The 25,277-nt window shown below is 71.1% G+C and carries 24 protein-coding genes and 1 tRNA gene; 13 read left to right on the top strand and 12 right to left on the bottom strand.

Going from position 1 to position 25,277, the window contains the following annotated elements:
* Nucleotides 1-266 precede the first annotated feature (266 nt).
* Together ACYVIH_RS01610 and ACYVIH_RS01605 are read left to right on the top strand one after the other, a co-directional pair.
* The gene (locus ACYVIH_RS01610; RefSeq protein WP_460865219.1) at nt 267-1,922 is read left to right on the top strand and encodes a methyl-accepting chemotaxis protein; all 1,656 of its coding nucleotides are present in this window, start codon (nt 267-269) and stop codon (nt 1,920-1,922) included.
* 236 nt (nt 1,923-2,158) lie between these two features.
* Nucleotides 2,159-3,790, top strand: a complete 1,632-nt coding sequence (locus tag ACYVIH_RS01605) for a methyl-accepting chemotaxis protein (protein ID WP_460865217.1) — start codon at nt 2,159-2,161, stop codon at nt 3,788-3,790.
* A 57-nt stretch (nt 3,791-3,847) separates the two neighbouring features.
* On the opposite strand, the gene ACYVIH_RS01600 is transcribed toward ACYVIH_RS01605, so the two are convergent.
* Nucleotides 3,848-4,573 carry an AIM24 family protein gene (locus ACYVIH_RS01600; RefSeq protein WP_460865215.1) on the bottom strand — a complete coding sequence of 242 codons (726 nt, stop codon included), beginning with the start codon at nt 4,571-4,573 and terminating at the stop codon, nt 3,848-3,850.
* 137 nt (nt 4,574-4,710) lie between these two features.
* Here ACYVIH_RS01600 and ACYVIH_RS01595 point away from each other — a divergent pair, with 137 nt between their 5' ends.
* Nucleotides 4,711-5,142 (top strand): hypothetical protein, encoded by a 432-nt coding sequence (locus tag ACYVIH_RS01595; RefSeq protein WP_460865214.1) that lies wholly within the window; start codon nt 4,711-4,713, stop codon nt 5,140-5,142.
* A gap of 87 nt (nt 5,143-5,229) precedes the next feature.
* Nucleotides 5,230-5,931 (top strand): LysE family translocator, encoded by a 702-nt coding sequence (locus tag ACYVIH_RS01590; protein WP_460865210.1) that lies wholly within the window; start codon nt 5,230-5,232, stop codon nt 5,929-5,931.
* 10 nt (nt 5,932-5,941) lie between these two features.
* On the opposite strand, the gene ACYVIH_RS01585 is transcribed toward ACYVIH_RS01590, so the two are convergent.
* Nucleotides 5,942-6,667, bottom strand: a complete 726-nt coding sequence (locus ACYVIH_RS01585) for a sterol desaturase family protein (protein WP_460865207.1) — start codon at nt 6,665-6,667, stop codon at nt 5,942-5,944.
* Entirely contained in the window at nt 6,667-7,386 is a 720-nt protein-coding gene (locus tag ACYVIH_RS01580; RefSeq protein WP_460865204.1) for a FadR/GntR family transcriptional regulator, read from the bottom strand. The genes ACYVIH_RS01585 and ACYVIH_RS01580 overlap by 1 nt, the downstream gene beginning before the upstream one ends.
* Nucleotides 7,387-7,572: 186 nt before the next feature.
* Between ACYVIH_RS01580 and ACYVIH_RS01575 the strand changes: the two genes are divergently transcribed.
* The 4 genes from ACYVIH_RS01575 to ACYVIH_RS01560 are packed head-to-tail and all read left to right on the top strand — an operon-like array spanning nt 7,573 to nt 10,769.
* On the top strand, nt 7,573-8,367 hold the full coding sequence (locus ACYVIH_RS01575) for an SURF1 family protein (RefSeq protein WP_460865202.1): 795 nt from the start codon (nt 7,573-7,575) through the stop codon (nt 8,365-8,367).
* On the top strand, nt 8,364-8,882 hold the full coding sequence (locus ACYVIH_RS01570) for a DUF3817 domain-containing protein (RefSeq protein WP_460865199.1): 519 nt from the start codon (nt 8,364-8,366) through the stop codon (nt 8,880-8,882). The genes ACYVIH_RS01575 and ACYVIH_RS01570 overlap by 4 nt, the downstream gene beginning before the upstream one ends.
* Before the next feature lie 4 nt (nt 8,883-8,886).
* Entirely contained in the window at nt 8,887-9,723 is an 837-nt protein-coding gene (locus ACYVIH_RS01565; RefSeq protein ID WP_460865197.1) for a patatin-like phospholipase family protein, read from the top strand.
* Nucleotides 9,720-10,769 carry a 1-acyl-sn-glycerol-3-phosphate acyltransferase gene (locus tag ACYVIH_RS01560; protein ID WP_460865194.1) on the top strand — a complete coding sequence of 350 codons (1,050 nt, stop codon included), beginning with the start codon at nt 9,720-9,722 and terminating at the stop codon, nt 10,767-10,769. Before ACYVIH_RS01565 ends, ACYVIH_RS01560 begins: the two co-directional genes overlap by 4 nt.
* Before the next feature lie 52 nt (nt 10,770-10,821).
* On the opposite strand, the gene ACYVIH_RS01555 is transcribed toward ACYVIH_RS01560, so the two are convergent.
* On the bottom strand, nt 10,822-11,559 hold the full coding sequence (locus ACYVIH_RS01555) for a hypothetical protein (RefSeq protein WP_460865192.1): 738 nt from the start codon (nt 11,557-11,559) through the stop codon (nt 10,822-10,824).
* A gap of 198 nt (nt 11,560-11,757) precedes the next feature.
* Between ACYVIH_RS01555 and ACYVIH_RS01550 the strand changes: the two genes are divergently transcribed.
* Together ACYVIH_RS01550 and ACYVIH_RS01545 are read left to right on the top strand one after the other, a co-directional pair.
* Nucleotides 11,758-12,282, top strand: coding sequence for a peptidylprolyl isomerase (locus tag ACYVIH_RS01550; RefSeq protein WP_460865190.1), 525 nt, complete (start codon nt 11,758-11,760; stop codon nt 12,280-12,282).
* Nucleotides 12,283-12,325: 43 nt separating this feature from the next.
* A complete protein-coding gene (locus ACYVIH_RS01545) occupies nt 12,326-13,198 on the top strand; it encodes a rhomboid family intramembrane serine protease (RefSeq protein ID WP_460865187.1) in 873 nt (290 codons plus the stop codon).
* Between the two features lie 180 nt (nt 13,199-13,378).
* Here ACYVIH_RS01545 and ACYVIH_RS01540 read toward each other — a convergent pair whose 3' ends face one another.
* Complete coding sequence (locus ACYVIH_RS01540) at nt 13,379-13,855, bottom strand: cell division protein CrgA (protein ID WP_460865186.1); 477 nt, start codon at nt 13,853-13,855, stop codon at nt 13,379-13,381.
* A gap of 116 nt (nt 13,856-13,971) precedes the next feature.
* On the opposite strand from ACYVIH_RS01540, the gene ACYVIH_RS01535 reads away from it, so the two are divergent.
* On the top strand, nt 13,972-14,820 hold the full coding sequence (locus ACYVIH_RS01535) for a DUF881 domain-containing protein (RefSeq protein WP_460865181.1): 849 nt from the start codon (nt 13,972-13,974) through the stop codon (nt 14,818-14,820).
* Nucleotides 14,821-14,827: 7 nt separating this feature from the next.
* Here ACYVIH_RS01535 and pknB read toward each other — a convergent pair whose 3' ends face one another.
* From pknB to ACYVIH_RS01500, 7 genes are read right to left on the bottom strand one after another with little or no spacing between them, the layout of a single operon-like run.
* Nucleotides 14,828-16,621 carry a Stk1 family PASTA domain-containing Ser/Thr kinase gene (gene pknB, locus ACYVIH_RS01530; RefSeq protein WP_460865179.1) on the bottom strand — a complete coding sequence of 598 codons (1,794 nt, stop codon included), beginning with the start codon at nt 16,619-16,621 and terminating at the stop codon, nt 14,828-14,830.
* On the bottom strand, nt 16,621-18,024 hold the full coding sequence (locus ACYVIH_RS01525; RefSeq protein WP_460865176.1) for a protein kinase domain-containing protein: 1,404 nt from the start codon (nt 18,022-18,024) through the stop codon (nt 16,621-16,623). Before ACYVIH_RS01525 ends, pknB begins: the two co-directional genes overlap by 1 nt.
* A complete protein-coding gene (locus tag ACYVIH_RS01520) occupies nt 18,021-19,487 on the bottom strand; it encodes a peptidoglycan D,D-transpeptidase FtsI family protein (protein WP_460865173.1) in 1,467 nt (488 codons plus the stop codon). Before ACYVIH_RS01520 ends, ACYVIH_RS01525 begins: the two co-directional genes overlap by 4 nt.
* Nucleotides 19,484-20,866, bottom strand: a complete 1,383-nt coding sequence (locus ACYVIH_RS01515) for an FtsW/RodA/SpoVE family cell cycle protein (RefSeq protein ID WP_460865171.1) — start codon at nt 20,864-20,866, stop codon at nt 19,484-19,486. The genes ACYVIH_RS01520 and ACYVIH_RS01515 overlap by 4 nt, the downstream gene beginning before the upstream one ends.
* A complete protein-coding gene (locus tag ACYVIH_RS01510) occupies nt 20,866-22,263 on the bottom strand; it encodes a PP2C family protein-serine/threonine phosphatase (RefSeq protein WP_460865169.1) in 1,398 nt (465 codons plus the stop codon). Before ACYVIH_RS01510 ends, ACYVIH_RS01515 begins: the two co-directional genes overlap by 1 nt.
* Nucleotides 22,264-22,269: 6 nt before the next feature.
* Nucleotides 22,270-22,752, bottom strand: a complete 483-nt coding sequence (locus tag ACYVIH_RS01505) for an FHA domain-containing protein FhaB/FipA (RefSeq protein ID WP_460865167.1) — start codon at nt 22,750-22,752, stop codon at nt 22,270-22,272.
* Nucleotides 22,745-23,476: an FhaA domain-containing protein gene (locus tag ACYVIH_RS01500; protein WP_460865165.1), complete on the bottom strand. Its 732-nt coding sequence runs from the start codon at nt 23,474-23,476 to the stop codon at nt 22,745-22,747. The genes ACYVIH_RS01505 and ACYVIH_RS01500 overlap by 8 nt, the downstream gene beginning before the upstream one ends.
* Before the next feature lie 294 nt (nt 23,477-23,770).
* Here ACYVIH_RS01500 and ACYVIH_RS01495 point away from each other — a divergent pair.
* Both ACYVIH_RS01495 and ACYVIH_RS01490 read left to right on the top strand, forming a co-directional pair.
* A tRNA-Leu gene (locus tag ACYVIH_RS01495) sits at nt 23,771-23,854 on the top strand.
* 106 nt (nt 23,855-23,960) lie between these two features.
* Entirely contained in the window at nt 23,961-25,223 is a 1,263-nt protein-coding gene (locus tag ACYVIH_RS01490; protein WP_460865162.1) for a tyrosine-type recombinase/integrase, read from the top strand.
* Nucleotides 25,224-25,277: the final 54 nt, after the last annotated feature.

The raw sequence follows: 25,277 nt of genomic DNA, 5'->3' as shown, positions 1-25,277 counted from the left end.
GGAGGAGGGGTTTTCTGTGCCTTATCGGCCTTCGTTGCCGTGACCTGAGGCAGATCAGCCGCAGCAGAGGCCCCACGCGCTCTGGCCTAGCCCAGAGAGTCAAGATTCAACTAGTGGGCTCAAGTGGGCCGGCTCACAGTCCGATCTGTCCCTCGTCCCGAACATCTTGTCTGACGTAGGCAGGATGCGCGGTTCGAGAGTTCTCGAACCCCGCTCGCCGACTGCCCCTGGGGAGGGGCTGGCTGGCCATAGACGAAGGAAACATCATGAGCAGCACCCTCGACGCGACCGCCGTCGCGCCCGCAGAAGGACCGGCGACCCCTCCCGGAAAGCCGCAGGGCCAGCGGTCCGCGCTCGGCTTCTTCCGAAACCTGAGCACACTCAAGAAGCTGATGACGCTCACTGCCGTGGCGCTCGCGCCGGCGGTGATCATGGGTGCCCTGGCCTACAACGGCTTGAACGACATCGAGCACCAGTCCAACATCGCCTCGGACCTGCAGTCGGCGTCGGGGAAGCTCTACCACCTCGACAACCGGATCAGCGAGGTCAAGGTCGACGCCTTGCGCGCCCTCACCGAGCCCGACCTCGACGTGGTCGCCGCGGACGCGGCTGACGACATCGCCAGCACCAAGGACGTGGTGGCGGAGCTGAAGACGTTCGAGGCCACGGCTGAGATGGAGGCCGAGTACGGCGCGATGGAGACCGCCTTGGAGGGCTACGACGACTTCGTCGCCGACTTCGTCGCTCTCGCGGGCACCGACCCCCGGGCGGCGACGGCGCGGCAGGCCGAGGTCAAGGAGCGCAACAGCGAGCTGGACGGGATCCTCGAGGAGCTGCGTGCCGACGCCGATAAGGCGGTCGCCGAAGCCACCGCGGCCGAGGAGGGGGTCAGAACGACGGTCGTCATGGAGATGCTGGTGGTGTTCGTGCTGTCCCTGCTGCTCGCGATGGCCTTCGCCGTCGCCGTGAGCCGCGGGATCGCCGGGCGGCTCGGGCGCACCGTCACCGTCCTGGAGCACCTGGCTGCGGGTCGGCTCGACCAGCGGTTGGAGGTGGACTCGGCGGATGAGGTGGGTCAGATGGCGGTGGCGTTGAACGCGGCGATGGATCAGCTGCGGGATTCGATGAGCCAGATCGATCACAACTCGCAGGCGTTGGCGTCGGCGTCGGAGGAGCTCTCGAGCGTGTCGGGTCAGATGTCTGGTTCGGCTGCTGAGTCGGCGTCGCAGGCGGGTTTGGTGTCGGCGGCTGCGGAGCAGGTGTCGCGCAACGTGCAGACGGTGGCGACGGGGACGGAGGAGATGTCGGCGTCGATTCGGGAGATCGCGCAGAACGCGTCGTCTGCTGCGGGGGTTGCGGCGCAGGCGGTGCAGGTGGCGGAGACGACGACGAGCACGGTGGCGAAGCTGGGTGAGTCCTCGTCGGAGGTCGGGAATGTGATCAAGGTGATCAACTCGATCGCGGAGCAGACGAACCTGTTGGCGTTGAACGCGACGATCGAGGCGGCTCGTGCTGGTGAGGCCGGTAAGGGGTTCGCGGTGGTGGCGAACGAGGTGAAGGAGTTGGCGCAGGAGACGTCGAAGGCGACGGAGGACATTTCTCGTCGGATCGAGGCGATCCAGTCCGATACCTCTGCTGCGGTGGAGGCGATCGGGGAGATCTCGGCGATCATCGCGCGGATCAATGACACGCAGAACACGATTGCGTCGGCGGTGGAGGAGCAGACGGCGACGACGAACGAGATGAGTCGCAATGTGGCTGAGGCGGCGACCGGGTCCAGTGATATCGCGCAGAACGTGACCGGTGTGGCGCGGACCGCGAACGACACCACTGCTGCTGCGGCGTCCACGTCGCAGGCGGCCGAGGAGCTGGCGCGGATGGCGGCTGAGATGCAGCAGCTGGTCGCCCGCTTCCAGTACTAGCTCACCGCAACGGCTCTCCAGACGTGGCGCCCGCCGCAACCGGTTCCCCCGTTCCGGTTCGGCGGGCGTCACCCTTCTTCCTTCGGATCCGGGGCGATCGGGACTTTGGTCCCATGTCTAGACCATTTGCTCGGGTGACTCCGGGCCCCGTCGATGACACCCCCGAGGTGGCTGCACCGGGTGGTCACCGGGAGCAGGGCCGTAGGAGACCCTGCCTGGATGAACGGGGAAGCCGGATGAGCGGCGACGAGAACAACACGACCGACCAGCGTGGCCGACTGGCGAGGATCCGCGACCTGCGCACCTCGACGAAGATGCTCAGCGGATTCCTGATCGTGGTGCTGCTGATGGTCATGGTCGGCTGGGTCGGGGTGGTCCGGCTGGGCGACGCCGAGCAGCGGCTGAAGGTGATGTACGACGAGAGCCTGACCGGCCTCGATCACGTCGGTTCGATCGAGACCAACGTCGAGGCGATGCGCTTCCGGGTCCTCGACGTCGCCGTCAGCACCGACAAGGCGAGTGTGCAGGCGGTCAAGCAGCGGATCGCGGAGCTGGACGGTCTGATCGAGGACGCCCTCACCGACTACCGCAACCTCGACCGGACCGCCGAGGAGATGGCGCTGGCGGACCAGCTGGAGGGTCTGCTGAGCGACTACCGCGAGGTGCGGGACAGCAAGGCGGTCCCGCTGGCAGAGGCCAACGATCTGGAGAACTTCCGGAAGGTCCGCGAGGTGGAGATGGCCCCGATCACGACCGAGATCGCGGCGACCGTGGACAAGATCCTCGAGGACGAGCGCGCCGATGCCGCCGACTCGCTCGCCGAGTCCACCGACTCCACCGCCATGGCGCATGCCCTCATCATCGGCCTGATCATCGGCGCAGCCGCGCTGTCCGTGGTGCTCGGGCTCTTCATCGCCCGGCTGGTCGCCAAGCCGCTGGGCCGAGCCGTCGAGGTGCTGCAGGGCCTGGCGGCCGGGCGGCTGACCGAGCGCCTCGAGGTGGACTCACGCGACGAGGTCGGTCAGATGGCGGTCGCCCTGAACGCGGCGCTCGAGACGCTGTCGGACTCGATGTCGCGCATCGACGGGAACTCGCAGGCGTTGGCGTCGGCGTCGGAGGAGCTGTCCTCGGTGTCGGGCCAGATGTCTGGCTCGGCACAGGAGTCGGCGCAGCAGGCAGGTCTGGTCTCGGCCGCGGCCGAGCAGGTCTCCCGCAACGTGCAGACGGTGGCCACCGGCACCGAGGAGATGTCGGCCTCGATCCGGGAGATCGCGCAGAACGCGTCCTCGGCCGCCGGGGTTGCGGCACAGGCCGTCCAGGTTGCCGAGACGACGACGAGCACGGTGGCGAAGCTGGGTGAGTCCTCCACCGAGGTCGGCAACGTGATCAAGGTGATCAACTCGATCGCCGAACAGACCAACCTGCTGGCACTCAACGCCACCATCGAGGCGGCTCGGGCCGGTGAGGCCGGCAAGGGGTTCGCGGTCGTGGCCAACGAGGTCAAGGAGCTGGCACAGGAGACCAGCAAGGCGACCGAGGACATCTCGCGTCGGATCGAGGCGATCCAGACCGACACCGACGCCGCCGTGTCGGCGATCGCGCAGATCAGCGGGATCATCGCCCGGATCAGCGACGCCCAGCAGACGATCGCCTCGGCGGTCGAGGAGCAGACCGCGACCACGAACGAGATGAGCCGCAACGTCGCCGAGGCGGCAACCGGGTCCAGCGACATCGCGCAGAACGTGACCGGTGTGGCCCGCGCCGCTGCCGACACCACGGCCGCGGCCGGGTCGACGAGCCAGGCCGCTGAAGAGCTGGCGCGGATGGCCGCTGAGATGCAGCAGCTGGTCGCCCGCTTCCAGTACTAGTTCGACCCGGTGCCCGTCGTACCCCTGAGTCCAGAGGTACGACGGGCACCGGCATGCTCAGCCGCCGAGCAGGCCGCCGAGGCCGCCGCCCTTCTCGCCGGCGGCCTGGGCACCGCCCTGGACCACGGACTCGCTCGGCTGGACCAGCACGTAGCCCTGGCCGCCGAAGGCCATCTGGAAGGTCTCCCCCGTGCCGCCGCGGATCATCGACTTCAGGCCACCGGTGTCGACCCGGACGTCCATGCTGACCCCAGACGTCCACAGCACCACGGCCTGCGCGTCGCCGAACGTCGGGGCGCTGGCAACGTCGAGCGCGACCGGCTCACCCTTGGTGGTGATCGCGACGTACCCGGTGCCGCGCAGCGACACGTTGTAGAGGCCGCCGGTCATCGCCGCGCCGCGCGCCTGGATCCGGTGGATGTCCCACTCGATCGAGGAGGAGAAGGCGAGCACGTTGTTGCCGTTGACCGAGATCGCGTCGTTCTCGAGGTACATCACCTGGATCTCCGACGCCTGGTCGGCGACGAACAGCTCACCCTGGCCGGTGCACTGCATCATGTCCACGCCTTCGCCGGTGACGGCCGCCTTGAACATCTTCCCCAGGCCGCCGGAACCCTTGTTCTCGAAGCGGATGTCTCCCTGGTAGGCGACCATCGACCCGGTCCGGGCCCAGACCGGTCCGTAACCCATCTGGATCTTCAGCAGCTTCTTGTTCTGCAGCGAGAACGGGTCCTGGGAGGCGTTCTCCTTGAAGTCGGTGAACAGCGATCCGTGGATGGCCATGCGGTGCTCCCTTGTGCGTCGTGGGGCCCGCGTCGCGCGCGGACCGGTCCTCTCGAAACATTAGTGAGCCGAGGGCGCGCGTGCGTAGGCTTCGAGGTGAACGGTGTGCGAGGCGCACCCGGTCTGGAGGTGTCGACATGGGCTTCTTGGACAAGGCACGGGCCACGGCGTCCGAGCTGGCGGCGAAGGCGGACACTGCACTGGCGAGCTCCGGGCTCGGCGGCCCGGGCGCCGAGGCAGACAAGTACTTGCGCGACCTCGGGGTGCTCACCTATCTCGAGGCGAACGGCAGGGCGGTATCCCCGGACGACCGCGAGCGGGTGATGGAGGCCCTGCGCGCGATGGAGGCACGCGGAGAGATCCGCAGCTTCGCCCTGCACACCGCCGTGGCAGCCGCTGGGACCGTGCCGCCGCCTCCGGGCGCCGCCACTCCTCCGCCGGCCGGGCCGCCGGCCGCAACACCGCCCGGACCGCCGGCCGCGCCGGTGGCCGAGGAGCGGTCCGCGCCGATCACGCCCAGCGCGCCGCCCCCACCGCCGCCGTCGTGGATGCGCAACGGCGAGAGCTGATCGCCCAGTTCCAGGTGGCCGCCCGGGTGGTCCTCCGACGGTGGAAACCCGGTGCTCGTGTGGGCGAGCCGGTGTCACACTCGCGGGATGGACCTGGTCGGCTCGCTCCCCGCGTTCGTGGTGGCCGTCGTACTGATCTCGGCGTCGCCGGGACCGGCGGTGGCGCTGATCCTGCGCCGGGCGGCACTCGACGGGTTCCGCGCCACGGTCCCGACCGTGCTCGGGCTCGAGGTCGGGCTGTACCTGTGGGCGTTGGCCGCCGCCGGTGGACTGGCCGCTTTGGTCGCCGCCTCGGAGGTGGCCTACCTCGTGCTCCGGGTGGTGGGCGCCGGGGTCCTGGTCTACCTCGGCGTCCGCGCCTGGGGTGCGGCCCGAGCCGAGTCCCGAGCGGCACGCGCACTCGGCCGGGTTGCAGGTCCGGAGCTCGACCCTGCTGCGGGACCGCCTGACGCCCCGGACGCGATCCGGTCGGCTCCTCGCTCGCCTGGTCGGGGCCGGCGGGCCTTCGCCGAGGCGGTCGCCGTGCAGCTGGCCAACCCGAAGGCGGCGGTGTTCATGCTCGCCTTCTACCCGCAGTTCGTGCCCGCGGACCGGCCCCTGTTCACCACCACGGCGATGCTCGCCGTGCTCCAGGTGGCCCTGGAGACCGGGCTCTACCTCGGCCTCGCCGCGGCGGTGGCCCGCGCCGGCGGCTGGTTCCGGACGCCTCGGGTCAGGGCTCGGCTGGAGGCGGCGAGCGGCACGGTGCTGGTGGCCCTCGGCCTGCGGGTCGCCGTCTCGAGCCGCTGAGTCCCGACCCTCAGCCCGCCTCGGTGGCGTGCAGGGCGCGGACGGTCGGGGAGGTCTGCACCGTGCTCGGGTCCGGATAGGTGCCGAACACCCGGTCGGCGATGCCGGCCGTGGTCACGGTGAACCAGTAGTGCTCGCTCTTGTAGTGGTGCAGCCGGTGGTTGCGCCAGATCGCGCGGTACGCCTTCGATCGCGGCCGGTAGTCGGAGTGCAGCAGGTAGTGCGTCCACTCGTAGACCGACAGCAACGTGGTGACCGTGACCAGGAAGGTGAGCCCCAGGCCGGTGCGCGGGAAGACGAGGAACGCGATCGCCACCAGCGTGGGCAGCAGCCAGAGCAGTGCCTGCCAGGGGATGAACACCAACGGGATGGCGCGTGGGTCCGCGTGGTGCTCGCGGTGCTTGCGGGCCAGCAACGGGTCGACCGCGACCGGGCCGAGCCGTCGCGGCTTCCAGTGCAGGATGAACACGTGGATCACCCACTCCACGAACGGCATCGCGGCGAGCAGCGCCACCGGCACCAGCGCATCGGTCCAGCGCAGGTCACCGACCACGGCGCGGCCTGTGACCGCGAACGCCACCGTGCCGCCGATCATCCACGGGGAAGGGTGGCGCAGGAAGGCACGCCAGGCCTCCGCCAGGCTTACGCTGGTGCGGCGCGATCCGGTGATCCGCGCCTCATCGGCGGCCACCTGCTGGCGGGCGAGCTTCTCGATCTCGGGTGACGTCCGGGTCATCAGGCTTCCTCCAGGTCGTGGATGGCAGAGATCAGGTCGGTCGTGGCCGGGCGGAGCAGGCGCTCGGTCGCGGCCCGGGCGGCGACCGGGTCGTGGGCGACGATCGCCGCCCGGACCTCGCGGTAGGCGTCGATCTGGCTGACCTCGGCCTGCATGAGTACGGCGAGCGCGTGGATCGCCGGTTCGTACGCCGCACGCAGGCTGTTGAACATCAGCCGGAACACGACCGAGTCCGCCCCGTCGACGACGTGGTCCCAGAACGCGAGCGCCGCACACTGGCGGGCCACCGGGTCGTCGTCCGCGGCGAGGGTCTCGATCGCACCCTCCAGCGCGTCGTGCAGCTCGGCGCTGCCCCGCTCCGCGGCGAGCGCGGCGACCTCGGGGGCGATCGCGAGCCGGGCCTCCAGGATGCTGCGGGCGACCCGGACGTCGAGCTCGTCGTTGCGCACGAGCAGCCGTGGGAGCAGGTCGAGGCCCGCCGCGCGGCGGAACTCGCGGACCGTGGTCGCACCGCCGTGTCGCACCTCGACGAGGCGCGCCTGCGCCATCCGCTGCAGCGCCTCGCGCACCGCGGGACGTGAGACGCCGAGGACCTCCGCGAGCCGCCGCTCGCTGGGCAGGCTGTCGCCGGGCGCGAGGCCGCCGTCGACGACCTCGGTCAGGATCTGGTCGAACACCTCGTCGGGGACGAGCCGACGGGCCACGGGTCGAAGTGCCATGTCCGACACCGTGCTGCCGGGGTTGGTCTGTGGTCAAGTGGTCTGACCAGTATCTGGAATGGGCCGACCGGAGGCATGACCGCACTTCTGCGGTGCTGTGGACGGATCGCGAGCGGTGTGCCGCGTGTGGAGTGTCCATAACCCCGCATTACTTGGAGTTGGGGTGGGGCTTCTAGGCTGGGCGGCGTGTGGAGGGTGCTGAGGGAGCTGGTCGCTCCTCGTCTTCTCCTCCTGCACCTGGTCGGGCTGGTCGCCACGGGCGCGGCGGTGGGCCTCGGGCTCTGGCAGCTCGACGTCTGGCAGGCCGAGCGCGAAGCCGCCGCACGGGACCTCTCCGACCTCGCACCCGTGCCGATCGGCGAGGTGATCGACGGCGACGACCCGTTCCCCGGCTCGGCCGTCGGCCGGCCCGTGGAGCTCAGCGGCCGGTGGCTGCCCGAGTCGACCTTCTACGTGACCGGGCGCGAGCACGACGACCGGGACGGCTACTGGGCGGTGACCCCGGTCGCGGTGTGCGAGCAGGAGGCGGCCTGCGCCACGAGCTCGGCCCTGCTCGTCGTACGCGGCTGGACCGCGGACCCGCGGACCGCACCGGCCGCACCGCAGGGCGGCGTCGAGCTGACCGGTTGGCTGCAGCCGCCCGAGGGCACCGGCCGGCCCGACGACGACCCGCGCGACGACCTGCTCCCGGAGGTCCGGATCGCCGACGCGATCCAGCGGGTGGACCAGGACCTGTACAGCGCCTTCCTCGTCGCGGAGTCGGCCGAGCCCACCGCGGCCACCGACGGGCTCGTGCCGGTCACCCCGGACTCGATGCCCGAGCCGAGCTCCGACACGGGCTTGCGCAACCTGCTCTACGGCGTGCAGTGGTGGGTGTTCGCCGGGTTCGTGGTCTTCGTGTGGTGGCGCTGGGCCAGGGACGAGATCGAGCGGTCGCGCCGGGCTCGCGTCACCGCCGCTGAGGTACCGTCGGGTCCGTGAAAGCCCTGCTCACCCCCTACCGCATCATGGCCACGGTCGTCGGTGTCCTGCTGATCGTGCTGATCCTGGTCGGCGTCCCGCTGGCCAACTTCGACGGGTCCTCGATGTGGGGCATCTTCCCCTCGACTCCGGAGCTGACCACCCCCGGCAGCGGCGCGCACGACCTCGGGGAGTGGATCACGCACACGCTCGGCGTCGCGCACGGTTGGCTGTACATGATCTTCCTGCTGTTCGCGTTCATGCTCTCGCGCCGGGCGGAGTGGAGCCTGGGGTTCACCGTCGTCACCCTGCTCGCCGGCACCGTGCCGGTGCTGTCGTTCTGGGCCGAGCACCGGGCGACGAAGGACGTGAAGCGCCGGCTCGCCGCGGAGGCTGCCGGGGTCTCGACGGGCTCGACCACCGGGGGCTCGGCCACGGGGGTCTCGACGGGCTCGACCACCGGGGGCTCGGCCACGGGGGTCTCGACGGGCTCGACCACCGGGGGCTCGACCACCGACGCGGGCACCGGGGCCTGACCCGGTGACCCGGACCGCCTTCGTCCTCGGGGGCGGTGGCCTGCTCGGCGCGGTCGAGGTCGGCATGCTCCGGGCACTGGCCGAGGCCGGCATCGAGCCCGACGTCATCCTCGGCACCTCGGTCGGCGCGCTCAACGGCGCGCTCGTCGCGGCCGACCCGGGACCCGGCGTGATCGACCGGCTGGTCGGGCTCTGGGAGACCGCGGTGTCGGGCAAGGAGGTGTACGGCGACGGCGCCGTGCGCCAGGTGACCCGCGCTGTGCGCACCGGCACCCACCTGCACTCCTCGCGGCCCCTGCGCAGGCGGCTGGAGGCCGAGCTCGGCGACCTGACCTTCGACGAGCTCGCGATCGAGTTCCAGTGCTGCGCGGCGAGCATCGAGCGGGCCGCCGAGCACTGGTTCACGCAAGGCCGGGTCGTCGACGCCGTCGTCGCGTCGGCGGCCGTCCCCGGCCTGCTGCGGCCCGCGAAGGTCGGTGACGAGCACTACCTCGACGGCGGGATCGTGAACTCGATCCCGGTCGGACGGGCCGTCGAGGTCGGCGCCGACCGGATCTTCGTGCTCCAGGTCGGCCGGGTCGACCGCCCGCTGAAGCCGCCGCGCCGGCCGTGGGAGGTGGCCCGGGTGTCCTTCGAGATCGCCCGGCGGCATCGGTTCAACCGCGAGATGGCCGGCCTGCCCGAGGGCGTGACGGCTCACGTGCTGCCCACCGGCGGCGGCTCGGCCCGGGACGACTCGCTGCTGGCCTACCGCGACTTCTCCGGTGTGCTCGAGCGGATCGAGGCCGCGTACGACGCGACGTCGACCTACCTGGCCTACCTCGAGGAGCCCCCGTCGTGACCGGTCTGGTGCAGCGGCTGGTGGTCGCTCCGCTGGTGATCGTGCTGACCGTCGTACTCCTGACCACGATCCCGCTGTGGGTGCTCGGCGCCGCCCTGCTCTCCCCCGTCGTGCCCGGCCGGCTCCGGCCGCTGCGCCTGCTGTGGGTCGCCCTGCTGCACCTGGTCCTGGAGAGCCTGATCCTGGTCGAGCTGTTCGGGCTGTGGATCGCCTCCGGGTTCGGGCTGTACCTCCGGCGGCCGTTCTTCGAGCGGATCCACTACGACCTCGCGCGCACCTACCTGGTCATCTTCTTCCGCGAGGCCCGCCGGGTGCTGCGGCTGAAGATCGTCACCGAGGGCCCGAGTCCCGACGCCTTCCCCGGGCACCCGCTGCTGGTGTGCTCCCGGCACGCGGGTCCGGGCGACTCGTTCACGCTGATGTACGCGCTGATGCACTGGTACCACCGCGAGCCGCGGGTGGTGCTCAAGGACACCCTGGCCTGGGACCCCGCGGTCGGGATCCTGCTGGGACGGGTGCCCACCCGGTTCGTCTCCCCGCCACGGAAGGGCGACCCGCCGGACAAGCAGGAGCGTGAGGTCGGCGAGCTCGCTCGCGGCCTCGACGACAACGACGCGTTCGTGATCTTCCCCGAGGGCGGGAACTTCACCCCCCAGCGGCGGCAGCGGGCGATCGAGAAGCTGCGCAAGCTCGGGCTCGACGCGATGGCCCAGCGGGCCGAGGGGATGCAGAACGTGCTCGCTCCACGGCCGGGCGGCTTCCTGGCCGCACTCGACGCTGCCCCGGACGCCGACGTGGTGCTGGTCGCGCACACCGGGCTGGACCACATGCTCACCATCACCGACGTCTGGCGCGAGCTCCCGATGGACAAGCAGATCATCATGCGGTGGTGGCGGGTGCCGCGCAGTGAGATCCCGGCCGGGCGCCAGGAGCGGATCGACTGGCTGTTCTCCCGGTGGGAGGAGATCGACGACTGGGTCGACGAGCACCGGCCGGTCGATCTCCCTGCCCCGAGACGACTCCGCCCCGGTCACCGAGGACGGTGACCGGGGCGGGGATCTCGACGGGGTCTCGACAAGCTCGACCAGCGGCGCGGCGTCAGGCCTTGTCGTCGTCGACCTTGATCTCCTCGGCCGGGTTGTCCGGCGTGGTCGCGGCGTGCGGGTGCTCTTCGGCGTCGGCGGCCGCCTCGTCGGGACCGGCGCCGGCCTCGTCGCGGGCCGCGGCGGCGGCAGCGGCCGCGGCGGTGCCCATCGGGGTGTCGTCCATGTCCGCCGTCGCGGCGACGCCCGGGGCGGAGTACGACGGGGTGGCGTGCGGGCTGCCCGTGGTGCCGGACGAGCTGCGCTCGCTCGAGGGGGACGGGGTGTACGACGACTGCCAGGCGGTGGTCGCCTCGCGGTCCGACAGCTTCTTGGCGATGAACGCGACGACACCGCTCAGGCCGAGCAGCAGGAAGAAGGTGCGCAGCTTGTGCGACTTCTTCGGCGCCTCGACCTCACCCTTGAGGGCGGCAGCGGTCGCGGCACCGCGCTTCTTCGCCTCCTCACGGGCCTCCTCGGTGGCCTCCGACGCCGCGGCGACGGCAGCGGTGATCACCGGGAGCACCTCGGTGGTGAACTTGGTGCGGGCACCCTCGACCACGGGGGTCGTGCGCTCCTTCGCCTCGGCGACGTAGGGCGCCGCCTTCTCCCGCGCCTCGGCGGCGCGGAGCTTCGCGTCGGCGAGCACGGGGGCGGCCTTCTCGCGGGCGCTCTCCACGTGGGGGGCGAGACGTTCCATGACCTCCTCGGCCTGGTCACGCATCGTGTGCGTCTTCGACTTCGACTTCCGCATCGTCGAGGTGTCCTCTCTTCGTGGTCTTCGAACGAGTTGATGCCCGCTACTGCCCCGATCATGCCGTGTAGGTGATGTGAATCAAACCCTGGGCCAGGCACCGTCGGACCGCCGTACGACGCGCCTTGGCCACCGTGGGAGGATCGATGCGCACACGGGCCGGCACCCCGGTCCGACCACCGACGAAAGGCGACTTCGATGGCCGAGGACCTCTGGGCGACCCTGAAGACCAACAAGGGCGACATCGTCGTCCACCTGTTCCCCAACCACGCACCGAAGACGGTCGCCAACTTCGTCGGCCTCGCCGAGGGCACCCAGGAGTACACCGACCCCGAGACCGGTGAGAAGAAGACCGGCCGCTTCTACGACGGCCTCGGCTTCCACCGGGTGATCGACGGCTTCATGATCCAGGGCGGCTGTCCGCTCGGCACCGGCACCGGTGGCCCGGGCTACACCTTCAAGGACGAGTTCCACCCCGAGCTGTCGTTCAACAAGCCCTACCTGCTGGCGATGGCCAACGCCGGGCCGGGCACCAACGGCTCGCAGTTCTTCATCACCGTCGGCGAGACCCCGTGGCTGAACAACCGCCACACGATCTTCGGTGAGGTCGAGGACGCCGAGAGCCAGGCCGTCGTCGACGCGATCGCCACCACCAAGACCGGCCCCGGCGACCGTCCGGCCGACCCGGTGGTCATCGAGTCGGTTCAGGTCGAGCGTCGCTGACCCTGCCCCGACCGGCACCAGTCCTGTGATCGACGAACCTGCGATGAGCACGGGGACCACCCCGTACTGCTACCGGCACCCCGACCGGGAGACCCACATCCGCTGCCAGCGGTGCGAGCGTCCGATCTGCCCGGACTGCATGCACCCGGCGGCGGTGGGTTTCCAGTGCCCCACGTGCGTGCAGGAGGGTGCCCGGGCGACGCGGGCCGGGCGGGGGCCGTACGGCGGTCGCCGCTCGGAGAACCCCGCGCTCACCTCGCAGGTCCTGATCGGGATCAACCTCGCCGTCTGGCTGCTGATCACCGCCACCGGCGGCGCGACCAGCGTCTGGGTGGACCGGCTCGCGCTGCTTGCCCTGGGCCGGCCGGTCCTCTACCCCGACGGCACCGTCCGGTTCGTCGAGGGCGTCGCCGACGGGGCCTGGTGGCAGCTGGTCACCACGATGTTCACCCACGTCGACCTCATGCACGTCGGCTTCAACATGCTGGCGCTGTGGTTCCTCGGGCCGCAGCTGGAGGCGGCCGTGGGGCGGCTCCGCTTCCTCGTGCTCTACTTCCTCTCCGGGCTCACCGGAAGCGCGTTCGTCTACTGGCTCTCCCCGGAGTACACCCCCACCGTCGGGGCCTCCGGAGCAATCTTCGGCCTGATGGGTGCGCTGCTCGTCGTCGCGGTCAAGGTCCGGGCCGACTACAGCCAGATCCTGCTGTGGCTGGGTCTCAACGTGATGATCACCGTCTTCGGCCGCGGGCTGATCTCCTGGCAGGGCCACCTCGGCGGTTTCGTCGGCGGCGTGCTGGTCGCGCTCGTGCTCGTCTACAGCCCGCGCCGCCGCTCCTCGTGGCAGGGCCTCGGGCTCGCCCTGCTCGCCGTGGCCGTGCTGGCCGCGGTCGTGGCGCGGACCCTCGTCCTCACCTGAGCCCGAGCGCTTGCCCCATCTCCCCTGTTCGGGGGGTTTCACGCGTTCACGCGCCGGGTAGAACTCGGGGTGCACGCCTGTGTCCGAGCACCCTGGGGCACTGCTTTTCCACACTGGGGATAACCCCTGTGGATGAATCACATCGGTGTGATTAGCCGTGCTGTGCGCGTCGTACGACGCTCACTCCCAGCGGGTCGCGTACACGAACCCGACCGCCATGAAGCCGATCCCGACCACGAGGTTGTAGGCCTCGAGGTTGCGGATCACCGGGATGCTGGTGGGCGTGCCGGCCATGTAGTAGACGACGATCCACACCAGGCCGATCAGGAAGCAGCCGAGCATCCCGACCACGACGCCGCGGCCGCGACCCAGCGGGGTGCCGGGGTTGGCGAACAGCGCCAGTCCGATGAAGAGCAGGCCGAAGCCGATCACGAAGTTCCACCGGGCCAGGTCGCCCATCCAGGTCAGCTGCTCGCCGTCCTGGGCGACGTTGATGTAGACCGCCATCCAGGCGATCCCCAGCGCGGTGACCAGCGCCGCGAGGACCGTGCGCACGACGGAGATCGAGGCGCCCTGGTCCGCAGCGAGCGACCGGGGAGCGGTGGAACCGGCGGTGCCTGCGCCGCGGCGGGCCTTGTTGCGGTTCGAGTCGGTCACCTGGAACTCCTTGGTACTCACGAGGGCTGGCTGCTTGGGACGTCCGATAGCGTAGTCGGGCACAGTCCGCTCCACGAAAGCGCACTCGACGCGCCCCGACCCTCGAAGAGCCTGCGATGACCGAAGCCCCGCGTTCGCGCGGCCCCGCCCGGCTGGTCCGCGACACGTGGAGCCGCCGGATCGCCGCGGCCCGGGCCATCCGGCTGAGCACCTATCGCAACCGCGGGCTGGGCTGGCGGCTCCTGGTGCCGGGCGTGTTCGGCGTCGCCGGTGTGCTGTTCGTGACCAGTGCGGTGAGCTCCGACGGCACCGACCTGCGCGCCGGCCGCTACGGCGACCTGTCCAGCGTCGTCGCCCAGGCGACCGAGGAGGTCGACGAGCTGCGCGCGGAGCGCAACGCCATCGAGGCCGAGGTGGAGCGGCTCAGCGCGCGGCGCGCCGACACCGGGGTCAGCGCGGCGCACAAGCGGGCCGCCGAGTTCGAGGTGCCCGCCGGGCTGGCCGCGATGTCCGGGCCCGGTCTGACCGTCACGCTCGACGACGCCTCGAGCGACAGCATCGTCGGCTCCGGGCTCGACCCGAACCTGCTGATCGTGCACCAGCAGGACATCCAGGCCGTGGTCAACGCGATGTGGGCCGGCGGCGCCGAGGCGATGACCGTCCAGGGACAGCGGGTGGTGTCCACCACCGGCATCAAGTGCGTGGGCAGCACGGTCGTGCTGCACGGCGTGCCGTACGCCCCGCCGTACGTGATCACGGCGATCGGTGACCCGGCGGCGATGCTCACCTCGATCAACGAGAGCCCCTACATCGACATCTACCTCGACTACGTCGAGGCCTACGGGCTCGGCTGGGACGTGCTGCCGCACAGCGACGTGACGGTGCCGGCCTACGACGGCCCGCTCGACCTCGACTACGCCCGGCCCGCGGGCGAGGTCGAGGCCGACACCGACAGCGACCTGTGACCCCGGGTCAGGGGTTGCTCTCGTCGGACGGACCGATCCCCACCGTCGGCGACTCCGTGGCCGACGGTGTCTCGGTCGGCGTGGGTGTCTCGGTCGGGGTCGGGGTCGGGGTCGGCGTGGGGGTCGGCTCCTCGTAGTCGGAGACCACGATCGTGACCGTCGCGCCGTTCTCGAGCTCGCTGCCGGCGGGCGGGTCCTGCTCCAGCACGATCCCCTTCTCGGCGCGGGTCTCGGAGTCGAGCTCCACGTCGACGGTGAAGCCTGCGTCCTCCAGCGTCTTCACCGCCCGGTCCTCTTGCATGCCGACGACGCTGGGCACCTCCTCGGGCCCGTCGGACCAGTAGACGGTGACCAGCGTGTCGACCGGCACGGTGGCCGCCGGCCGCGGGTCCTGGTCGATGACCGTGCCCTCCTCCTCGTCGGAGTCGCGGCGCACCATCTTCACCCGGAGCCCGGCATCCTCGAGCTCGGCCCGGGCATCCTCCTTGTCCGCGTCGAGCACGTCGGGGACGACCACCTCGGGCTTGCCGCTGGAGACCATGATGTCGACCGCGCCGCCCTCCTCCAGGAAGTCGCCGGGCTCGGGGTCCTGGGAGATCACCCGGTTCCGCGGGACGTCTTCCGAGGCCTGCTCCTCGACGTCGCCGAGCACCAGCCCGGCCTCCTCGAGCGCACGCTCGGCCTGGGCCGGGGTCATGTTCAGCAGCCGCGGGACGGACTTCTCGTCGGGCGCGGAGCTGAACAGCGACGAGCCGAGGATCGCCCCGCCCACCAGCAGCGCGAGCACGCCGACCACGAGCGCGACCAACGGCCAGCGCTTCTTCTTCTCCTCGGCCTCGGGCAGCGTGCCGCCCGCGAAGATCGAGGTGGACTCGGTGGCCTGGTCCTGCGGGAGCACCCCTGTCGCCGCGGCGGCCGCGGGTACGACGGGCGCCACCACGGGCTTGCCGGCCAGGTACCGCTCGATGTCCGCGCGCATCGCCGCGGCGCTCTGGTAGCGGTCCTCGACCGGCTTGGCGAGCGCCTTCATCACGATCGCGTCGATCTCCGGCGGGAGGTCGGGGTCGATCGACGACGGCGGCGCGGCAGGCTCGCGGACGTGCTGGTAGGCCACCGACACCGGGCTCTCGCCCACGAAGGGCGGCCGGCCGGTGAGCAGCTCGTAGAGCAGGCAGCCCGCGGAGTAGACGTCGCTGCGGGAGTCGACGGTCTCGCCGCGGGCCTGCTCGGGCGAGAGGTACTGCGCGGTTCCCACGACGGCCGCGGTCTGCGTCATCGCCGACGAGGCGTCGGCGACGGCCCGGGCGATCCCGAAGTCCATCACCTTCACGTCGCCCGACGGGGTGAGCATGACGTTGGCGGGCTTGATGTCGCGGTGCACGATCCCCGCGCGGTGGCTGTAGTCGAGGGCCGACAGCACGCCCGAGGTGATCTCGAGCGCGCGCTCGGGGAGGATCTTGCGGCCTTCGCGCAGGATCTCGCGCAGGGTGCGGCCGGCGACGTACTCCATCACGATGTAGGGCTGCGGCACGTCGGTGCCGTCGGTCGACATCTCCTCGCCGGTGTCGTAGACCGCGACGATTGCCGGATGGTTCAGCGACGCCGCGGACTGTGCCTCGCGGCGGAAGCGGGCCTGGAAGGTGGGGTCGGCGGCGAGATCGGTGCGCAGCCGCTTGACCGCCACGATCCGGCCGAGGCGGACGTCGTTGCCCTTGCGGACCTCGGCCATCCCGCCGCGGCCGAGCATCTCACCGAGCTCGTAGCGGCCACCGATCCGGTGGGGTTCTGCTCCGGTGCTCATCAGTCCTTGCCCTTCGCCTTGCCCTTGGGTTTCTTCGCCTTCTTCGCCGGCTTGTCCGGCTTCTCCGGCTTCCCCCGGTCAGGTTTCGCGTGGTCGTCCTCGTCGTCCTCGTCGTCCTCGTCGTCGGACGGCGGCGGGACGTACTCCTCGAACACCGAGACCGTGACCGTCGTACCGGGGTCGACCAGGCCGCGGGGGCGCACCCGCGCGACGGTGTCCTTGGCCTGCTCGGGCGAGGTCGCGGCGACCTTCTCCTCGCGGACCTTCAGACCCAGGCCCTCGAGGTCTTGCCTGACGTCCTTGAAGTGCTGCCCGAGGTAGGCAGCCTCCCGCACCCGGACCCGCTCGTCGGCGACCGGCTCGGGGCCGGCGCTCTCCTCGGTGGCGCTGGCCGACGTGGCCGGCGCGTCGCCGCCCGCGAAGGAGGCGGTGGTCAGCACGACCATGAGCACCGCGGCCGCGGCGGCGGCCCAGGGCCACCAGGGCGGCGCCGTACGCCGGGACCGGGGCTCGTCCCGGCCGCCGGGCACGGACATCCCCACCGGGGTGATCAGCTGGGTGGCGTCGGGGTCGGGCACTGCCTGACCGTCGCGCAAGGCGGCTGCGAACGCACCGGCGCCGGCGAACCGGTCCGCCGGGTCCTTCGCGAGTGCCCGGGCCACCACCGCCCGCAACCAGACGGGAACGTCTTCGTCCAGCGGTGGGACCTCGTCGCGAACGTGGGCGAGCGCGATCTGGATCGGGGTGTCGCGCTCGAAGGGCCGCCGCCCGGCGAGGCACTCGTAGAGCACGACCCCGAGCGCGTAGACGTCGCTGGCCTCGGTGGCGCTGTGGCCCTCGGCCTGCTCGGGAGAGATGTAGTGCGGGGTGCCCAGGATCTGCCCGGTCTGGGTCACCGAGGCGCCGTCCGCGGCCCGGGCGATCCCGAAGTCGGTGATCTTCACCGTGCCGTCCGGCGTGACCAGCAGGTTGCCCGGCTTCACATCGCGGTGAACGATGCCGAGAGCGTGCGCGGCCGCGATCGCGTCGGCCGCCTGCGTCACCACGGCGACCGCTCTGTCGGTGGGCATCGGGGCGCCGTCGCGGAGCAGCGCCGAGAGCGGCTCCCCGGGGACCAGCTCCATCACCAGGAACGGCCGGGTCACCCCGGAGCCGTCCCGGTCGGCGAGCTGCCCGAAGTCGAAGACCGAGGCGACGTTGGGGTGATGCAGCGACGCGGCGTGTCGGGCCTCCGCCTCGAACCGGGCCCGGAAGACCGGGTCGTCGGCGAACTCCTGCTTGAGGACCTTCACCGCGACCTCGCGGTCGAGGACGGTGTCCTCGGCGAGCCAGACCTCCCCCATGCCGCCCGTGGCGATCCGGCGGACCAGCTGGTAGCGCTCGCCGTTCGGCTGCGAGGTCACCGCTTGATCACCGCCTCCATCACCCGCTTGGCGATCGGGGCGGCCAGTCCGCTGCCGGAGATCGCGTCCCGGGCGACGCCGGCGTCCTCGATCAGCACGGCCACCGCGACCTGCGGGTCGTCGGCCGGTGCGAACGAGACGAACCAGGCGTAGGGGTTGCGGTCCGCCGAGGTCTGCGCGGTGCCGGTCTTGCCGGCCACCTTGATCCCCGGGATCTGCGCGGTGGTGCCGGTGCCGGTGTCGACCACCGAGATCATCATCTGGGTCAGGTCGCGGGCCACCGAGGAGCTCACCGCGCTGCGGTACGGCTCGGGGCTGGCCTTGTCGAGGACGTCGAGGTCCGGGGAGCGGACCTCGTCGACGAGGTAGGGCTTCATCACGGTGCCGCCGTTGGCGATCCCGGCGGTCACCATCGCCATCTGCAGCGGGGTCGCCGCGACGTCGAACTGGCCGATCGCCGACAGGGCGGTCTGCGGCTTGTCCGGGTCCGCGGGGAACCGGCTCTCGGCCTGCCCCGGCAGGTCGGTGAGGTAGGTGTCGCCGAAGCCGAACTTCTCCGCCTGCTCCCGCAGCGCGTCGTCGCCGAGCTCCATGCCGAGCCAGCCGAAGGCGACGTTGCAGGAGACGTTGAGCGCCTGGGTCAGGGTGACCCGGTTGCCGCCGCAGTCGGTGCCGCTGTCGTTGGGCAGGTTCGTCGTCGTCTGCGGCAGGTCGAGGGTGGCGCCGCCGGGGACCATCGACTCGGGGGTGTACTGCCCGCTGGACAGGGCCGCAGCCGCGGTGACCAGCTTGAAGGTCGAGCCCGGTGGGAACACCTCCTGGATGCCGCGGTTGAGCATCGGCCGGTCGCCGGCGCCGTCGAGCCGCTTGTAGGCCTGCTGCACGGCCGAGAGCCGGTGGGAGGCGAGCTCGTTGGGGTCGTACGTCGGCGAGGACACCATCGCCAGGATCGCCCCCGTGGAGGGGTCGAGCGCCACGACGCTGCCCTTGATGTCGGCACCGCCGAGCGCCCGGAGGCCGTCGTACGCCGCCGTCTGCGCGTCGGGGTTGATCGTGAGGCTGACGTCGCCGCCCTTGGGCTGGGTGTTGCCGAACATGTCGACCACGCGCTTCACGAACAGCCGGGGGTCGTTGCCGGAGAGGATGTCGTTCTGGGTGAGCTCGACGCCGCTACGGCCGTAGATGTAGGAGTAGAAGCCGGTCAGGTGGGCGTACTTCAGCGGGTGCGGATAGCGCCGCTGGAACTCGAACTCGTCGTCGACGGGGACGCTCTGCGCGACCGAGGCTCCCCGGACCAGGATCGCCCCGCGCTCCCGGGAGAACTCCGCGTCGCGGACCCGCTTGTTGCCGTTGCGGGAGTTCAGCTCGTCGGCCTGGAGGTACTGCAGGTAGGTGCTGTTCACCAGCAGCGCCATGAACAGCGCCATGCAGAAGATGGCCATGGTCCGGATCGGCTTGTTCATCGAAGCGGCACCACCTGGGTCGCGTCGTCGTCCATCGGCGCGGACAGGCTCGGCAGCGGGCGCCTGGCCTGGTCGGAGATCCGGAGCAGCAGCGCGATGATCGCCCAGTTGGCGACCAGCGAGGAGCCGCCGTAGGACAGGAACGGCGTCGTGAGTCCGGTCAGCGGGATCAGCTTGGTGACGCCGCCGATCACGACGAAGACCTGCAGCGCGAACACCACCGCGAGCCCGGCGGCGATCAGCTTGCCGAAGCCGTCGCGGCACACCAGCGCGGTGCGCAGGCCGCGCTCCACGATCAGGCCGTACAGCAGGATGATCGCCATCGTGCCGGTGAGCCCGAGCTCCTCGCCGAGCGCGGCGAAGATGAAGTCCGACTCCGCGATCGGGATCTGGATCGGGTTGCCCTGGCCCAGACCGCGCCCCACCAGGCCGCCCCAGGCCATGCCGTACATCCCCTCGACGATCTGGTAGCCGTTGTGGTCGGGGTCGAACGGGTCGAGCCAGGAGTTCACCCGCGACTGCACGTGCGGGAACAGCAGGAAGGCCATGTAGGCACCGGCGGCGAACAGCGAGCCGCCGACGACCAGCCAGCCCGGCCGCTCTGTGGCGATGTAGAGCATCACCAGGAACAGCCCGAAGAACAGCAGCGAGGAGCCGAGGTCGCGCTGGAGGACCAGGATCCCCAGGCTGACCAGCCACATGGTGAGGATCGGGCCGAGGTCGCGGCCGCGCGGCAGGTCGATGCCGACCACCCGGCGGCCGGCCAGAGCCAGGGCGTCGCGGTGCAGCACGAGGTAGCCGGCGAAGAAGACGACCAGGAGCACCTTGGCGATCTCGCCGGGCTGGAAGCTCAGCGGGCCGAGGTTGATCCAGATCCGGGCGCCGCGGATCTCGGTGCCGAGCACCGGAAGCAGCGGCATCACCAGCAGCACGATCGCGCCGAAGCCGGAGGTGTAGGTGAACGCCTGCAGCCGGCGGTGGTCGCGGAGCAGCAGGAGCACCGCGACGAACAGGAGGACACCGATCGTCATCCACACCAGCTGGGTCCGGGCGAGGGTGTTGGCGTCCTCGTTCTCGGCGAGCTTGGCCAGGTCGATCCGGTAGATCATCGCCAGGCCGATCCCGTTGAGCGCGGCGACGACCGGCAGCAGCACCGGGTCGGCGTACGGCGCCGCCACCCGCACCACGACGTGGCTGGCGACGATCAGCAGGGCCAGCCAGCCGCCGTAGCCGATGATGTCGGCCGGGACCGTGCCCTCCACGCCGAGCCCCACCGCGGCGTACGCGCCGACCCCGACGATCAGGGCCAGCACGATCAGGAACAGCTCCGCGCCGCGGCGACGGCGATGGGTGAACCCGGTGAGGGGGTTGCTCGGCATCAGGGGCTCACCTCGACACAGTCCGGAGGAGCCAGGGTCGGAGAGGGGCTCGGCGTCGGGGTGGGCGTGGGTGACGGGGTGCGCTTGCCGCCCTTCGTCGTCGGCGACGGCGACGGGGTGGGGGTCGGCTCGGGGGTCGGGCAGGGCCGGGCCATCTCGCCGATGTTCTCCACGATCTTGCGGGCGTCGGCCAGGCTGCTGGCGCTGATCCCGGCCTTGACCTTCTCCGCGTGGTAGTCCGGCAGCGAGGACAAGGTGACGTCGGAGGTCTCGTGCAGCTCCGAGAGGCTGAGCCCGGGCAGGTCGGCCTGGACGCCCTGGTAGATCGCGACGTTCTCCCCGCGGGCGGCGACGTAGTACTGGTCCTGGCTCCAGGAGTAGGCACCGGCCGCGGCGAGCGCGAGCAGCACGACCAGCGCGAGCACCAGCGCGGCGCGGCGCAGCCACAGGAACCGGCGGGGCGGTCGCGGGGCGTAGCGCAGCTCCTCCGGGTCGACCGGCTCGTCCTCGCCGGGCACCGGCTCGAGCTCGCCGGTGTCGCCGCTGCGGTGCCCCCGGAAGAAGCTCTTCGCGACCGCGCCGGGCTTCCGCGGCTGCTCGGCCGCGGCGCCGACCAGCATCGGGCCGGTGCTGCTCGAGGCCATCGACTCGGCGTCCATCGGCGCGTCGGCGTCGACCACGTCGGCGACCACGCAGGTCACGTTGTCGGAGCTGCCGGCCTCGAGCGAGGCACGGACCAGTTCCACAGCTGCGTAGTCGACGGTGCCGGTGCCGAGGATGTCGGCGATCCGGGCGTCGTCGAGCACGCCGGAGCAGCCGTCGCTGCACAGCAGCAGCCGGTCGCCGGGGGCGACGTCGAGGGTGAACAGGTCCGGGTCGGTCTCGTGCACGCCGTCCACCGCGCGGAGGATCAGGTTGCGGTGCGGGTGCGTGCGCGCCTCGTCCTCGGTGATCCGGCCCTCGTCGATCAGGCCCTGGACGAACGTGTGGTCCTTGGTCAGCTGGGAGAGCTCGCCGCTGCGCAGCAGGTAGCCGCGGCTGTCGCCGACGTGGCCGATGCCGACCTTGCGGCCGTCGAACAGCGCCGCGGTGACCGTCGTACTCGTGCCCTCGAGGGCGGGGTCCTCGTCGACGAGCTCGGCGATCCGGTCGTGCGCGCGGTGGATCGCGCCGGCGAGCGCCTCGAGCAGGTCCGGTGGCGCGGGTGCGTCGAGCCGGCGCATGATCTGTACGGCGGTCGACGAGGCCACGTCACCCCGCGCCGCGCCGCCCACGCCGTCGGCGACGACGAGGAGGTTCTCGCTGGCGAAGCCGGAGTCCTGGTTGTCCTTGCGGACCCGTCCGACGTCGGACAGGGCGGCATAGCGCAGGCGCAAGGTGGGCTCAGTCGAGGTCACCGCGGGCTACTTCCTGAGCTCGAGGGTGGTCTTGCCGATCCGCACCTGGGAGCCGAGGGTGAGCGTCGTGGGCTGGGTGAGCCGCTGCGAGCCCAGGTAGGTCCCGTTGGTGGAGCCGAGGTCCTCGATGAACCACTGGTCCCCGGAGGCCGCGATCCGGGCGTGGCGCGTGGAGACGTAGTCGTCGTCGAGGAGGATCGCGGCATCGCTGCCGCGCCCGATCAGCAGCGGGGCGTCGTCGAGGGAGGCAGTCTCACCGGCGTTGGCGCCGTCCACGACCAGCACGTGGGTCGGTGCGCCGCGGGGCCGCTTGGCGGGCTTGGGCCGGCTCTTGGCGGCCCGGCGCTGCTCGCGGCGTTCGGCACGCGGGGTCTGGTCGATGCGGGCGCCGAACATGTCCGAGCGGATCACCGAGAGCGCGGAGAGCACGAAGATCCACAGGATCGCCAGGTAGGCGAACCGGATCAGCATCAAGGTGAGCTCAGACATCCGGCCCTTCCTCCCGCTCTCCCACGAGATGCACGGTCATGCTCGTGTTGCCGATCTTCACGACCGCGCCGTCGCCGAGGACCGCCTGCTGCACCCGCTCGCCGTTGACGACCGTGCCGTTGGTCGAGCCGAGGTCGATGACGCTCACCGTGGGTGCGCCGACGCCGGGCATCACCCGGATCTCGGCGTGGCGGCGCGAGACACCGGGGTCGTTGATCCGCAGGTCGGCGTCGGTGCCGCGCCCGAGCACCAGGCCGGGCGGCTCGAGCGGGTGGCGGACGCCGTTCACCTCGAGCACGATCGCCGCTCGTCGTACCGCCGTGTCGGTGACGCTGCCCGACACCGGGGTGACCCGGGCCAGCGCGGCGCTGCGCACCCGGAACCGGCCGGTGCCGAGCTCCTCGTCCTGCTCGAAGCTGATCGAGATCGGCCCGGTGAAGACGTAGGACTGCTCCTCGGCGTGCTCGCGCAGCATCTCGGTGAGCTCCTGGGCCAGCGTCGAGCCGTACGGCGCCAGCCGCGCGTGGTCGGCCGGGGAGAGCTCGATGTGGAAGTCGTTGGGCACCAGCCGGCGGTCGCGGGAGAGGATCTGTGCGGAGTTGTCGACCTCGCGCTGCAGGGCCGCGGCCACCTCCACCGGCTGCACGGCACTGCGGAAGGCGCGGGCGAACGTGCCGGAGACGAACTGCTCCAGTCTGTTCTCGAAGCGCTGAAGGACTCCCATTCCCGCCTCCTCTCCTGCCACTCGCAGCCGTTGTGCAGTATTCCGTCTCGACCCAGTCTTGCGCGCAGGCACCAACAGCAGGCTCATCGACGCCAACGACGAGCCCACCGTGTCGTTATGCCTCCACGTGTCGCCCACTCGTTATGCCCAGCAGGCGCCGGGATAACCCGTGACGTTGCCATACCCCCCGCGTCACGACGCCGGCGCCCCGGCATCGTAGCGGGCGCCCGGTGCGGCACCGGCGCCCCGGTTTGGGCGGTGCATGGCTGGTGGGATACCCTTGGCGGGCTTCAAGCGCGAGTGGCGGAATAGGCAGACGCGCACGGTTCAGGTCCGTGTGCCCGAAAGGGCGTGGGGGTTCAACTCCCCCCTCGCGCACAACAGCCCCAGGTCTTCTGACCTGGGGCTTTGTCCATGAGTGGGCCTCTCGATCGCCTACGGGGTAGCACGGTGGTAGCACCGGCGCCCTGGCGGAGGTGTGGAGATGGCGTGGATCGACAAGCGTCGGCGCAGCGACGGAGGCGTGTCGGCACGGGTGGTGTGGCGGCTGGGCGGCGCTCGGGACGGGGCCTACCAGGCGGAGACGTTCAGCGCCGGGACGGACGCGCAGAACCTGGCCCGCGCGGACGGCTTCAAGAAGATGGTCGACGCCGCCGGCCAGCGGTGGCCTGACGGTTGGGTCAAGGGCGAGGGATTCGTCCGTCCGCCGGGTGAGGCGGACCCGCTGAAGGCGCCGCCGCGGTTCGTCGACCTCGGTGAGGAGTACGTGCGCCAGATCGTCGACCTCTCCCCGGGGCAGCGCAAGCGCTACCTGGGCCAGCTCAGGGTGCTCGCCGGGACCCGGGTGCGCGGCTCGCTGGTGTTCACCAAGCCGGTCACCGCTCTCACCGAGGCCGACCTCAAGGAGTGGCTGATCGACTGGGACCGGTCGCTGAAGACCAAGGCGAACTACCACGGCCTGATCCACGGGGTCTTCACCTACGCCGTGAAGCGGGGCTACCTGAGCACCAATCCCGCGGTGGGGACGGCGCCGAAGCAGTCGCGGGTGAAGCAGTCCCGGCCCGAGCTGCGGTTCCTCTCCGAGCGGGACGTGGACCGGGCGGTCGAGCTCGCCGGGGTGCATGGCGACCTGATCAGGGTCAGCGTCGGTACGGGTCTGCGCTTCGGCGAGGTGAGCGCCTTGTGGGTCGGTGACGTGGACCTGGACCGGCGGACGATCCGGGTGAACAAGGCGTGGAAGCGCAACGGTGAGGACGACCAGACCGAGACCCCGGGCTGGCTGGCCAGGCAGCTGCGGCCCAAGCACCGGATGCGCGACCACCACCTCGGCTACCCGAAGACGCCGAAGTCGCGGCGGACGATCAGGGTCGCCCCGGTGGTGGCCGAGGTGCTGGCCCGGAAGGTCGAGGGCAAGGCTCCGGACGACTTCGTGTTCCTGACCCGCTCGGGGCTGCCTGTGCACAACGGTGACTTCTACACCCACATCTGGCGCAAGCTGATGAAGGCGCTGGCGGCCGAGGGGATCGCGCCGTTCCGGTTCCACGACCTGCGCCACACCCACGTGGCCTGGCTGATCGCCGGCGGGGCGCCGCTGCCGCACATCCAGGCCCGGCTCGGCCACGAGTCGATCACCACCACCATCGACACCTACGGCCACCTGCTGCCCGCCGGCGACGAGCTGATCTCGGAGATCATCGAGCTCGCGTTGACCGGCGGCACGATCCGACCGCCGAGCCGCCAGGAATGACGGCTCGTGACGCGGCCCTGGGAACCGGATCCACTGCTCAGCGCGTCTACCGAG

This window comes from Nocardioides pakistanensis (assembly GCF_054781215.1).
This window is presented reverse-complemented; position numbering and strand designations above follow the sequence as displayed.